The sequence below is a fragment of the Microcoleus sp. B7-D4 genome (assembly GCF_036705125.1).
GTDB lineage: Bacteria > Cyanobacteriota > Cyanobacteriia > Cyanobacteriales > Microcoleaceae > Microcoleus.
Genome location: NZ_JAUBTT010000048.1, coordinates 17,812 through 30,800, shown reverse-complemented (window position 1 = coordinate 30,800; position 12,989 = coordinate 17,812). Strand labels below are relative to the sequence as shown.

The 12,989-nt window shown below is 44.9% G+C and carries 8 protein-coding genes; 4 read left to right on the top strand and 4 right to left on the bottom strand.

Features of this window, described 5'->3' with window-relative positions:
* Positions 1 to 265 precede the first annotated feature (265 nt).
* Together QUB12_RS19620 and QUB12_RS19615 are read left to right on the top strand one after the other, a co-directional pair.
* Positions 266 to 1,510, top strand: a complete 1,245-nt coding sequence (locus QUB12_RS19620; RefSeq protein WP_333308057.1) for a glycosyltransferase family 2 protein — start codon at positions 266 to 268, stop codon at positions 1,508 to 1,510.
* A 168-nt stretch (positions 1,511 to 1,678) separates the two neighbouring features.
* Positions 1,679 to 3,286, top strand: a complete 1,608-nt coding sequence (locus QUB12_RS19615) for a M10 family metallopeptidase (protein ID WP_333140159.1) — start codon at positions 1,679 to 1,681, stop codon at positions 3,284 to 3,286.
* A gap of 29 nt (positions 3,287 to 3,315) precedes the next feature.
* Here the strand turns inward: QUB12_RS19615 and QUB12_RS19610 are convergent, their stop codons facing one another.
* A complete protein-coding gene (locus tag QUB12_RS19610) occupies positions 3,316 to 5,589 on the bottom strand; it encodes an FdhF/YdeP family oxidoreductase (RefSeq protein ID WP_333308055.1) in 2,274 nt (757 codons plus the stop codon).
* A 227-nt stretch (positions 5,590 to 5,816) separates the two neighbouring features.
* Between QUB12_RS19610 and QUB12_RS19605 the strand changes: the two genes are divergently transcribed.
* Both QUB12_RS19605 and QUB12_RS19600 read left to right on the top strand, forming a co-directional pair.
* Positions 5,817 to 6,029 carry a hypothetical protein gene (locus tag QUB12_RS19605; protein WP_333140163.1) on the top strand — a complete coding sequence of 71 codons (213 nt, stop codon included), beginning with the start codon at positions 5,817 to 5,819 and terminating at the stop codon, positions 6,027 to 6,029.
* Positions 6,016 to 6,288, top strand: a complete 273-nt coding sequence (locus QUB12_RS19600; RefSeq protein WP_332980082.1) for a type II toxin-antitoxin system RelE family toxin — start codon at positions 6,016 to 6,018, stop codon at positions 6,286 to 6,288. The genes QUB12_RS19605 and QUB12_RS19600 overlap by 14 nt, the downstream gene beginning before the upstream one ends.
* Before the next feature lie 71 nt (positions 6,289 to 6,359).
* On the opposite strand, the gene QUB12_RS19595 is transcribed toward QUB12_RS19600, so the two are convergent.
* The 3 genes from QUB12_RS19595 to QUB12_RS19585 all read right to left on the bottom strand — a co-directional run bounded on the left by QUB12_RS19595 (position 6,360) and on the right by QUB12_RS19585 (position 12,910).
* The gene (locus QUB12_RS19595) at positions 6,360 to 11,546 is read right to left on the bottom strand and encodes an nSTAND1 domain-containing NTPase (RefSeq protein WP_333140166.1); all 5,187 of its coding nucleotides are present in this window, start codon (positions 11,544 to 11,546) and stop codon (positions 6,360 to 6,362) included.
* A gap of 527 nt (positions 11,547 to 12,073) precedes the next feature.
* Positions 12,074 to 12,433, bottom strand: a complete 360-nt coding sequence (locus QUB12_RS19590; protein WP_333308053.1) for a hypothetical protein — start codon at positions 12,431 to 12,433, stop codon at positions 12,074 to 12,076.
* A gap of 309 nt (positions 12,434 to 12,742) precedes the next feature.
* Complete coding sequence (locus QUB12_RS19585; RefSeq protein ID WP_333308051.1) at positions 12,743 to 12,910, bottom strand: hypothetical protein; 168 nt, start codon at positions 12,908 to 12,910, stop codon at positions 12,743 to 12,745.
* Positions 12,911 to 12,989 lie beyond the last annotated feature (79 nt).

The window sequence follows — 12,989 nt, the reverse complement described above, 5'->3', positions numbered from 1 at the left end:
GATTTTAGATTTTAGATTGAAGCATTGACTTGCGCGAGATGAATCCGGGGGCTTGTATCCTGGATGCTTTCGGTCAATCGATTTTAGATTTTAGATTTTAGATTTTAGATTGAAGCATTGACTTGCGCGAGATGAATCCGGGGGCTTGTATCCTGGATGCTTTCGGTCAAAATAACTTTTCGGGCGATCGACTAGCTTTTTGTTTTAATATTTTTTAATATTTAGGGAGACAAATCCTGTACCGAAATTTTGAGGTCAGTTCGCTTTGATATTGTTAACCCTGCTAATTTTTTCTCTGATTGTAAGTACAGCTTACACTAAGAATTTGCGCCGATCGGTCGAAAATGCGCCTCGAACCGACAGAAGTTCCGCGAGGCCCTCACCGGACTCCGCCGCACAGTTCCCTAAAGTTTCGGTAATCGTACCAGCATACAACGAGGCAGAGAATATTCGGGATTGCGCGATCGCCATTTTGGAGAGTACACCGCTGTCTGTGGAAAACTTAGAGGTTTTAATTGTAGACGATCGATCGACAGACGACACCAAGGCGCTCGGGCAAACCCTGCAACAGCATCTCAACGACCCCCGCCTAAAAATATTAGCAGGTCAGCCGCGACCAACCAACCAATATTGGGCGGGCAAAAACTGGGCCTGCGCCCAAGCTGTTCAAATAGCAACCGGAGACTTCTTGTTATTTATCGATGCCGACGTGCGACTCAAACCAGGGGCGATCGAAACCGCTATCGCCACAGCCGAAACCGAGAAAATAGACTTGTTCACCTGTATGCCAGCGCTGGTTTGTGAGTGTTTTGCCGAGTGGTTAGTGCAGCCGATAATGTTCAATCACTTAGCAGTTTGCTTCGACTTCACCGCCGTCAACGACCCCTCGAAAACAGACAGCGCTTTTGCGGGTGGCCCGTTCATGTTATTTAGGCGATCGGGCTACGAAAAAATCGGTGGTCACGAAGCAGTTGCAAGCGAAATTGTGGAAGATGTGGAATTAGCTAGACGCATCAAACGTGCAAGTTTAAAGCTCGGACTTTATTCCGGGTCAAATTTGGCATCCGTGCGGATGTATCGGTCTTGGAACGCATTGTGGGAAGGCTGGACAAAGAATTTGTATCTCGGCGCTAACCGCAGTTGGGGCATGATGGTTTACATGGCTGCAATTATGTTTTTTCTTTATCCGATGCCGTGGTTGGCATTAGCTATTTTGCTGGCAAACGGGGACTTCGCAGAAATTCTGACAATCACCAATTACCAATTACCAATTACCAATTACCAATTGCCAATTACCTGGTTAACTATCTGTTTATCCGTAATCGTAATTTGGCAGCATTACACTTTGCGCCGCTTGGGTGCCGAGATTTCTGAATGTCCGACGAAATACTGGTGGTTGGGAGGTTTCGGAGGTGCGTTCGTGGCGGCGATGGCGATCGCCTCTGCGATTAAAACAGAAACCGGCTGGGGATGGACTTGGCGGGGTAGAGCTTTGCAAATTAAGAGTTAATAGCAGCAAGCTCAAATCATTCGTGACAACCGATCGTTTGTTGGTAACATTTATTGATAAATATGATTTTTATGAAGTCAAAGTCATGAATTTTATGAGTTGACTTTCATATCTGTTTATTTAATAATATTAATCAACATCCTCTTGCCTCCAATTGGAAGGAACCTCATGTCTGTTTACACTCTGAGTGATTTAACTAATAACAATTCAGATTTGTTGCAAGGTGCTTCACAACATAGCTGCCCGATCTGTAGCAGCGGCGCTCAAACCTCAGATTCGGGCGCCGAACGATCGGCCGCTCAAGCTTCCGCCTTCAGCAACTCTAACGAGATCGATGCTCTGCTGACAAGAAGTAGAGCAAACCCCGGACAGCCAGCCAAATGGAACGTCGCTCCCGGCGGCACCATCACCTACAGTTTTGTGACTGCTGACAGCGCGGCCAGTTATTTTGCATCTAGAAACGAAACCAATATTGAGGAAGTTAACGATCGCATCAAACAGAATGTCCGCCAAATCTTGCAGGACAATTATGCCACAGTCTTGCCGCTCAACTTTGTAGAAGTTCCAGACTCGGCCCAAAGCAACATCAGAATTATGTTTTCTGATGGGGTGGGTGCTGAGGGCTATGCCTACGCTTATGATCCAGATAATTTATTGCGCGGTGGCGCCATCCACCTCCAAAAAATCCATGAAAACGATCCGGCAAGAGCTTTTTCCTCAGAGCCCGGCAGTTACGGCCACTCGACTTTAATTCACGAAATCGCTCACGCGATGGGTTTGAAGCACCCTGGCAACTACAGCTTCAGCAGCGATCGAATAGACAACCCCGGACAGCCTCCGTATCTTCCGTTTGACAAGGACAACACCAGAAATACGATCATGTCCTACAATCCCCAATTATCCATATCTAGCACCTCCCGTAACAAAAATCCCCGGAGTTTGATGCCTTATGACATCCGGGCATTGCAGTATCTTTACGGCACCCGCAGCGACTTTAACGGTGACAATAATGTTTACAAATTCGACAGCACTAATTTCAATACCGTTCAAACTATCTGGGACGGCGGCGGCAGCAGCGATACTTTGGACTTTTCGGCACTGCCTGCCAACAACGTTTATTCTTTGAACATGAATCAGGGTAAGCCGCTCACGGCAAAGAGCGCTCTGGGAGATCAGAGCTACTATCTACAAACTTCGCAGGTGGCGCTAGGTAGTGATCTCGATCGGCTTTATACAACTGAAACCTTTGGCACGTACATTGCTTTTGGCGCGGATATCGAAAATCTGGTAGGTTCGCCCGGAAATGACCAGGTACTTGGAAATGAATTAGCTAACAGTATTCTAGGCAGTGCGGGGATCGACACGATTAGTGGGGGGCGGCAAAGCGATAGTTTGGACGGTGGCGAAGGCGGTGACTATATTTACGGCGACAAAGGCATGGACTTGTTAATTGGCGGGGGCGGGGGGGATTTGCTGCGGGGCGGTCGGGCAAACGATACTATTATCACCGGTGTCGGTGTCGATGGCATTGTGTTGGAGCCGGATGGGGGTACGGATACGATTGTTGATTTTGCTGATGGTGTGGATTGGTTAGTGTTAGTTGATGGTTTGAGATTCGACCAACTGTCGATCGTACCTTCAGGCAACGATACTGAAATTCGGATCGGCAGCACCGGACAAGTCTTGGCGCTGTTACCGGGAATAGCGGTAAGTTCGATCGGGCAATCTGATTTTTTAATTAGTTCAAGTACGTTGTTTACCTCCCCCAATTCTTGAAGAAAGCAGGTATCTCTAGTATTCGGTTTTTACCTTTCTGCATAAACAAAAGCAGGTACGCGCTTGTAAGCAGGCGTGCCAGATCGCTTTTCAATCTCCGGGTGAAAAATCACATTAACTTCAGGATAAAACATCAAAGCAGCACCCTCACGAACCGCCCCGTAAATCACCTCGACATTTTCCATTTTCCCCACATTTCCCTGCACCGTAACCCGCTGATGTTCTTGCAAACCAGCGCTTTCTGCATCCGCGCGATTCATCAAAATGCAGTTGCGGTGCGGCATTCCCCGGTATTTGTCATCAATTTTGTAAACCACAGTATTGTGCTGAGAATAGCTGCGTCCCGTCATCAATGCCACAACAATACCCTGTGTTGATTCCGATACTCCAAACTCTTTCGCTTCCGGTAATTTCAGCTTAGGTAAAGGCGTGACAAACATCTTCGCTTTCCCAGACTCTGTAGGGAATTTAGGTTCTGTAAAAATGCGACCGCTGATGGTAAATTCCTCTTGTGTTTCATCAATTGTCGCCATCTTTTCATAGCCAGGAATAGTTTTAGCAATCAATTGGCGAACGTATTTTGTGTCTTGAAGTTTGCGCCACTCAACAGGGAAATCGCCGTGAATTCTGCTGGCTAATTCTGTCAAAAAATAAACTTCAGGAATCAAATCCGAATTTTGGAGATGAGTTTCGCCCTCATCATTTAAACGCACAAAGTTATTGCCAGATTCCACCGTTGTTTTGTGGGGGTTTTCAAAGCGATTCAGGACGGGGATCACAATTGTATTGTGCTTTGCCAATCCGTGAAAATGCCCTAAATTCGGTTTGGTTGCGAGGTAGATAACGGTTTCAACATTGCTTAAAGCCTGTTTTGCCTGCGTTGAATCTGGATTCGCCCCATACAAGTTGCCGCCCAGACATATCAGCGTATCGACTTTGCCTGCTTCTGCTGCTTCAATGAGCGATCGAGTGTCGTAGCCCTTAACAGGACTGAGGGGACGATTCAATAACTTTTCTAAAGCTTGTTGAATTTCTTTTTTCAGCTTCACAGTGACGCCCATAGAGCCGAATCCTTGGACGTTTGAGTGTCCTCTCACTGGCATTAATCCAGCCCCTTCTTTGCCGACATTTCCTGTCATTAAGGCAGTATTGGCAATGCTGAAAACGTTATCTACACCGTTATCCTGTTGGGTAATTCCCATCGCCCAACCGAATACAACTCGCTGGGACGTGCCAATAATTCTGGCTGCAGCCTCAATTTCGGCTTGGGAAACTCCGCAGGTTTTAGTAATAGTTTCCCAATCGGTTTCGCGGGCGTGCTGTACTACTGATTCCCAACCTTCTGTATGAGCTTGCAAATAGCTTTCGTCCAGCAAACCTTGTTCGATTACAGATTTTTGAATGCCGACAAAGAGCGCCGTATCGCTGCCGGGAATTGGTTGCAAGTATAGCGAGGAAATATCGGAACCGGGGATGAGCGACTTGACCGGAAATGCGGGAGAACCAAACTTGACTAACCCGATTTCCATCACCGGATTGATTACAATTATTTTACCGCCTTTGTCGCGAATTTTAATCAATTCGTTCATCAAGCGGGGATGGTTGTAGGAAGAATTGCTGCCCGCGAGCACGACGCAATCTGCTTCCTTCAAGTTTTCTAGACTCACTAACGAGGTGCGGGTGGCAAACATTTCGCTTAACCCGATTGTCGAGGGAGCGTGGCAGAGATCGGAACAATCTGCTAAGTTATTGGAACCCATCGCCCGCATCATCAATTGCAACAGAAAAGCAGCTTCGTTGGAAGAGCGACCGGAACTGTAAGATGCCACTCGTTCGGGGGTTTTGCGAAAGGCAGCTTCCGCAATTTGATAAACTTCTTGCCAAGAAATGCGATCGTAATGAGATGAACCAGCCCGCAAAATCATGGGAAAACTCAGCCTTCCCAACCTATCGGCTTCCATTGAAGTTAATTGCTGAAGTTGTGCAATACTCTGCTGTTCAAAAAATTGAGTTGAGATAGCAGGCTTGATTTCAGCGGAGATTGCTTCGACGCTTTTCATGCACCGCTGAAGTTTTTCGCCCTCTTCATTCGTAAAACCTCCTTTCTGCCCGCCAGTGCCCCAAGAACAGGACAAACAAGCACTTTTGTGCAGCAAAGTTTTCCAAAGTTTCGGCCCTTCCGGGGACAATGTATGTTCGGCCCAATATTCAATTACGGGTAAACCGCCACCTATCTCTGGTGTTTCCTCGTTTGTCTCGTTGAATGGCGGGATTGGTTGGACATTTGGGGAGTTGACATCCATGTGGTTTACCTCGGATTTTAATTGCTGGTTAATTCTGTGGGGAATTGCCAAAAAGGTTAAGCTTGTCAGTCGAATTCTAGCGCAATTTTACTGCCAACACCATTAGCCAGTAGATAGATTTGTTTAACCTATCGGTTGAGCAACTCGACAGGCAGACGGGATGGCCTATTGACAAAAAAAATGTATCTATTATAATAATTCATATACTCATATATAAACACTACAAAATGCTAGAAATACATAAAAGTTATGTAATCGACGAAAATCAGCAGCCGATTGCTGTTCAAATCCCCCTTGAACAATTTGAGAAAATCGAGGAGATTTTGGAAAACTATGGTCTGGCTAAACTTATAGAAGAAACTGAAGGTGATGAGAGATTATCAAAAGAACAAGCACTAAAGTATTATAACTCAATCAAACAAAATAATGTGGCAAGTTGAATATACAAATCGGTTCCTCAAAGAACTAGCTGCTTTACCTGCTGAAATTAGAAGTAGGATAGAACCTATAGTTTTTCAATTCTTAGAATCAGACAATCCCTTTGCATTAGGATATCTGGAAAAAATGAAAGGTTATCCAGATAAATATAAAATTCGTGTTGGTGACTACCGTATTGGACTCACAGTTGATGCACCGACAAAAACTTTAATTTGTCAGCGAGTAGCGCACCGCCGAGACATATACAGAATTTTTCCATAAAATTATGTTGATGAGAATTAGCAAAATATAATTATGTAGGGTGTGCAGCCCGCAACTTACCGCTGTCAATTTCACCGCTTCCCCTTATTTAGGGCTTGCTTCCCAAATCCAAGACAAAGCAGTCGATCGCCCTCAGCAACATTCGGGTCATTCTGCAAATAATCTCCCAACCATTCGCAACTCCGAGCAATGATATTATTCAGTTGCAAATTCTCCACAGGCCACAAAATTACACTTCTATCCCTGCTAGCAAAAGCCAGAGTTTTGCTGTCCGAACTAAAAGTAACGCTCAACACGCGATCGCTCGATTCCAAAGTCTTCGATAGCAGCGCCTTCTTGCCGTCAAAATCCCACAGCTTAACAGTATTTCCCCCACTCGCCGCCGCAATCAACTTGCCGTCGGGACTAAAACTCACGCTTTCTACAGTATCGCTGTGGTCGAGTTTTTCAGTTAAATTCGCCACCTTTCCATCAAACTCCCACAAGTAAACTTTTTTGTCAGCGCAAGCAGCAGCAATAGTCTTACCGTCGGGACTAAAACTCACATTTTTAACGCTGTCCTCGTGGTCGAGAGTTTTCATAATTTTCGCCGACGAACCGTTAAATTGCCACAGGTAAACTCTCTTTTCTCCCGTAATTTCAAAAGCCTTTTTCTTCCCGCTTGCCTTGTCCTCAGCAGCAGTAGCAGTAGCAATAGTTTTGCCGTCGGGACTGAAGCTAACACTAATTACTGGATTGCTGTGATCGAGTTTGGTCAACAAAGTTGCTTTAGAACCGTTCCAGCGCCAGATGTACAATTTGCGATCGGCACTAGCGGCGGCAATTATCTTTCCGTCTGGACTAAAACTCACGCTTCTAACAATGCCACTGTGGCTGAGAGTATCTAACAGTTTGCCGTTTAAATTCCAGACTTTCACGGTTTTGTCATCGCTGGCAGAAGCAACAGTTTTATCATCAGGCGAAATGCTCACCCAGGTAACAGAATCATTGTGACCTTCTAAGGTTTTGAATAAACTGCCGTCAGTGCGCCAAAGTCTCACTGTTTTGTCCCCGCTAGCAGAAGCAATTGTTTTGCTGTCAGCACTAAAACTGACTTTGTAAACCCAGTCTCCGTGTCCAGATAAAATCTTATTCAGCGGAGTGCTGTCCGGTTTCCAAATTTTCACTATTTTGTCTTTACTTGCGGAAGCAATAGTGCCGTCGCCGCTGAAACTTACGGCTCTTACGTCGTCTTGATGTCCTCGAAAAGTGTTGAGCAAAGTGCCGCTGCGACTCCAAACTTTCACCGTATCGTCTGCACTGCCGGTGACAATTTTTTTGCCGTCGCGACTGAAACTTGCGCTGACAACTTCATCGTTGTGTCCTTTGAGAGTTCTGATTTCCTCACCGTTTCGGTTCCAAACTTTGGCTGTGGTGTCGGCACTTGCCGAGACGAGTTCTTGACTGTTTGGGCTGAACTTAATGCTGTAAACAATGTCAGAATGTTTGGTTAATGTTTTGGGATTAATTCTAAATTTCTGCGTTTTACTTTCTCGGTTCCAAAGTTTGACAGTTTTGTCAACACTTGCGGAGGCAATTGTTTGGCCGTCGGGACTGAAACTGACGCCGAGTACCCAGTCTTTGTGTCCGGTTAAGGTTTGCAGCAATTTTTTGTTCGCAAGGTTCCAGATTTTGACGGTGTTGTCGTGACTGGCGGAAGCTAGGGTTTTGCCGTCGGGACTGAAACTGACGCTGGTGACGATATCGCGGTGGCCGGATAAAATGCCTATCGCACTTTTGTCGTTATCTACTTGCCAAATTCTAATTGTACGATCGGCACAACCAGTAGCGATCGTTTTCCCATCAGGACTAAAACTAACACTCGTCACGCTATCCGGGTGATTGAAAGTTTTTAATAACTTACCTTCTTTGGTCCACAATTTAACCGTTTTATCAGCACTTGCCGAAGCAACGGAATTGCCGTCGGGGCTGACACTCACATCCAAAACAAACTTGCTGTGCTGCTCGAAACGGTTGCGTTCTTGCACCCCGGAAACTGCTTGTCTGAGTCTTTCTGCAATTTTAGTTTTAGTGTCTACAGGAAGCGCTGTACTTTTCAGAGAATCACGACCAATTTTGATACTATTTTCCAACACTCCTAATTGATTTTTTTCATTAGAAATCACTAAAGATTCCGAGGCCGAATTTAGGGCGTCAGTCCGACTTCTTTCTGCTTCTTGCCGCGCGCTTTCTGCTAATTTTGCTTGCTCGAATGCCATCCCCGAAACACCTGCGAGTACAAGCACTCCTAGAACCGCCGCCCGCAATTGCCATCTCCGAGATTGGTAAAGTTGAGCTTCCGCTTCGTGCTGTTTCTCTCTAGCTTCCGACAGCAAAGCATCTTGCTCTCTGTCTTTGCGAATTTGTTCAATTTCATCTCGGTTAATTTGGTTTTGCTTTCGCAGTTCCTCAAATTCTGCCTTTTTATCTAATTCTTGCTGCTGGCGGATGAAACTAACTAGATAGTCGTGAACGAGCTGATAAAGCTCTGCAGGCAGTTCCGTCCATCGAAAAACTAAACCAGAGTTTACTAACAGTTCTAAGACTAAATCTAATTTGTCAGCTTCGGCAAATGTCGCTAAATTAGAGGCTAATTCGGCGCGGGTTTTTAGGGGACGGATCTCATCTTCATCTGTGAGCAAATACAAAACTCGGCGCGCCGCTACTTCATTTTCCGGGCCGCAATCTTTGATGACTTCTTCGAGAAACCTTTCGACTAATTTTTGTTGCGGATTGTTGCCTAGTTCCTGATATTGAGCTAAAGTTCTAATGTTCTCTTGTTGCAGTTGAGCGCCGACAAGTTGTAGTTCGATCGGGCGGACTTCTCCCAATTCTCCAGCTAAATCATTGACTAATTCTTCGATCAGCTCCGGTTCTAAGTAAAACTGCGCTCGCTCAGTTAAAGTGCGAATTACCGATCGCGCATCGACCAGCGAAAAATTGCCCAAATAAAACAGAATATTTTTGCTGAGAATGTCCTCTAAAATATCATTGTTAACGAATCCAGTCGGGTTTTTTGGTCGGGAAAATTCCAGCAAATAGTGCAGGTAATCTTCCCGCAAACACAGGACGACTTTTAAATATTTTATTTTCAAGCATTCCCGCAAAAAATCAAAAAATCTCTGCCTTTGGGCTGGCTCTTTCCACACGAAAAAGAATTCTTCAAATTGGTCAAATATCAGAACCGTCACTAGATGTTCTGAATTTATTTCCAGCTCTTTGATAATTTTTTCGTATTCGTTCGCCTGTGGTTCTCTAATTAATTCTACTGGCTGTGACTGCTCCCTTCTCTCCTCATTATTCCCAGCCAAGTCGTCGTTAAATCCCGAAATAAGATTTTCTTGAACTGCGCCTGCTTCTACTGGAAAATCTACCGGAGCAGTTTCCGGTACTGCTTCGGAAAGTTCCGGCTCGAATATTTCAGCTTTCCCAGCAGATAACTGTCTGGTCAATTCCCGCGGCCAGTTGTTGTAAACTTGCAGCACGATCGGCAAAACAGTCCGCCTTTCTATTTTTTTTTGTTTGAGAGCTGGTACTAATCCCCCGGTGACAATTGAACTTTTGCCAACTCCAGACTGACCGTAAATTACTGTCAGTTTGTCTGGGGTATTGTTCATCCTATATATCAAGCGGTTGAGGTCTTGTTCTCTGCCGGAAGCAGTAATTTCGTCAGCAATAGTAGCAGCGTCGGCAACAGTTTCGGCGACGGAATTAACCGCTTCTCTGTGCGGCTGCAACTTTCCGGCTCCAATAAAAGCTCGGAACCGATACGTGTGTTCCACCGCTCGATAATCTTGCTTAATTTGAAATGCTTCGAGATATTCTCCCCGCTGAAAATAGAGCGATCGCAGCATTTCTAAAACCCGCAAATACAGTTGCGGGTTGTAGCACGCTTCGGTTTCCGAGCGAGCAAGCTCTAAATGCGCGATCGCCTCCTGTACCTCACCCAACTGACTCTGGGCCTCTGCTAAAATTAACAGATACAAGCCTAGATGCTGCGACTTTACAGGCGTGCCCTGTCCAGTCCCTTCTAAATTTGAGTTGAGAACGTCTAGAGCCACTAAAGCCCATTCTTTCGCCCCTTGCCAGTTCTTTTGCTCTAAGGCTACTCTTGCCAAAAAACCGTAATCTTGAGCCAAATTAACTGCTGAATTTTCCATATTTTCATGTAACCTCCGAGCTTTGATAGCTAAATTCCAGAGTGCATCCCAATCTTCTAAATGCTGCAATACTTCGCCAAGTTGATTGATGAATATACCAACGGCATCCGGCCGCCCCGCGCGTTCTAAAACATCAATACATTCCTGAAAATAATTCTTAGCTTCCGTCCAGTAAGGACGGTTGCCGCTGCGGTGTTTTTCTGCTTGGAAGCGGTAGCAAAGACCGATGTGGAATAGCAGAATTCCCTCTAACATCGGTGCAGGGTGAACGGTAAATAACAAATCGCTAAATTGTGTTTTTGGCCCAATAAATGCTACTTGATGCTTCCAAAAATTGAGACTTTTTTGATACAATTCAATAGCTTCATGGATGCGGTGACAAGCATATTCGTGCCTACCGCGAATAAATTGCAAACTCGCTTCAATAGCTGGTTCTAACCTCATGTTGCAAGTTTGCAAGTCTTGGCTAGCCGACTCTAGTTCACTCAAAGAATTGGCTCCGAGAATGGCAGAATTAGTTAAACGCCAATTGCCACTTTCTAAAATGTTGGAAAAAATGCGATCGGCACTTTTGCCCAGGAAATCCACCAAGTCGTCGGGGCCAATCACAAATTCAACACTTGTCGTCCACGTTTCGATATCTGTTACTAACCGAATCAGTTTTTTTAAGATTTTGTCTGTCACCCACAGCACCACCGGGAAGGGAAAATTATTCCGAAATTCTTCCCTCACGTAGTTGGTAGAAGTCAGCAGTCGATCGATCGCACTTACCGATTCCAAGCCAAACACCATTAAAGCTGCCGGATGGCTGCAGGAAAGTTTGGTTTCTATCGTCGTGTAAAGAGTTTTGACAGATGGCGGGAGGACAATTTCTCGAATCTCGATATCAGACTCCTCCCGCAATTGCCGTACAATTTTTTCTCTCATAGCGCTGTAATTGCACCGTACCAAAATCAGCGAAAATTGCCCCTGAGACATTCTCAGAGTCCGGGTGAGAGTTTGCAGCGAACTTTTGTTTTGTTGTGCTGCGGTGTCTTGCTGGCAGTGCGAATTAATCATAATTATTTTTTGAAAAACTTTCTCAGGATAGGTGCTGTCAACTGCCGAAAAAAGGAAGTTCGGCAACGGATTATTTAACGGATGTAACGGATGGAAGTTCGGCAACGGATTATTTAACGGATGTAACGGGTGTAACGGATGGAAGGAATCGATCGCAGGGGGAAAGTGCAATTAAGAACTTCCTAACCGTTTTGGCGGTTGCTCTAACTAAGTTTACTTTTACCAGTTTTTACGTTTGCCAATCACAGCGAAGAATCACATGATTAATTTTATTTTTGCCCTTTTCGGCGATTTCCCATCACTGGGAACTATCAATTAGTTAAGTTGCTTTCAGCCTGCATACTTATTATTTTAGCCGATCGCATTAAAGCATACCCAAAAAAATACATACTCTGTTATTCGCATATTCCCAGCAAAATCAACCAAATTTTACTGAAATCTTGATAATTGCTTTAATTCTACCCAGCAAATGAGTCTTTGTTTGCGGGACTCCCAGCCATCGCCCAAATCGCACAAATCCGATTTAGTTATTCGCATATCCCAGAAATCCGGCATTCCCGGGTTGACTGGCCCCTGGCCGCACTGAGATAAACTATCGGCGGCGGCTCATCAATTACAGCTTGAAGATTTTTTGTCATAAATTTACTAATCTCCATATCTAAAGTAGCTGCAAATTCAGGTTCATCCCAATCCTCGCTTTCTTCAATGCTGATGGTTGTTGGTGGCCCAATATCAAAATCTAGCTCATCGCCAAAATCCGAAACTTTCTTAATTGGATCTATTTTCTGACTGGTATCAGTGGCAAAAGCTTGAGTTGTATTGGCTATTAGTACGATCGGCAGTGCTACTATGGCACTTATTGTTTGTCGCGCCGAGATTTTACTCATGGTATCCTCCTGATATAAACTCAACTTTGGTGCTGCTATACATTCAACTTCTGCGGCTACTTTAGAGCGCTGTCAGTCGATTTTAGATTTTAGGTTTTAGATTTACTCCACAGATGAATCTGAGAGCTTTAACTAGGGTCTAAAATTGTGGGATACTTACCACCCCTGTAGTTCGCAAGTATCCGTTTTTGAGCAGATTCATTAATTAATAGTCGCTTGCTTTTCCATAGGATATAACGTGATCTGTGACTCTTCGTGGCAAGTTTGCTTAACGGAGCATATCCGGTCAAGTGTTTGCCTTTGTATTTACTACGTGAAAACTCTTAAACAGTCAGGTTTTCCCGTTAAGTAATTCCCCAGCCTTTGCGAGTGTTCTCTCAGACTCAAAGCAAAGTGGGTGAAAAGTTCGATCGCACACCAGTTTTCGCACACCAGTTTTCGCACCCCCGCGCTGCCACCAGCAAGCTGATGTGACATACCACAGCCACCGGATACCTGTCAATACTTATATCTTAACATTTCTAAGTTTTTTCATAATTATCGTTACCAGGAAGAA

Coding starts and splice junctions, on each gene's coding strand:
- QUB12_RS19590 (WP_333308053.1), bottom strand. CDS start 12,433: ATGAGTAAAATCTCGGCGCGACAAACAATAAGTGCCATAGTAGCACTG.
- QUB12_RS19585 (WP_333308051.1), bottom strand. CDS start 12,910: ATGTCACATCAGCTTGCTGGTGGCAGCGCGGGGGTGCGAAAACTGGTG.
- QUB12_RS19615 (WP_333140159.1), top strand. CDS start 1,679: ATGTCTGTTTACACTCTGAGTGATTTAACTAATAACAATTCAGATTTG.
- QUB12_RS19605 (WP_333140163.1), top strand. CDS start 5,817: ATGCTAGAAATACATAAAAGTTATGTAATCGACGAAAATCAGCAGCCG.
- QUB12_RS19610 (WP_333308055.1), bottom strand. CDS start 5,589: ATGGATGTCAACTCCCCAAATGTCCAACCAATCCCGCCATTCAACGAG.
- QUB12_RS19600 (WP_332980082.1), top strand. CDS start 6,016: ATGTGGCAAGTTGAATATACAAATCGGTTCCTCAAAGAACTAGCTGCT.
- QUB12_RS19595 (WP_333140166.1), bottom strand. CDS start 11,546: ATGATTAATTCGCACTGCCAGCAAGACACCGCAGCACAACAAAACAAA.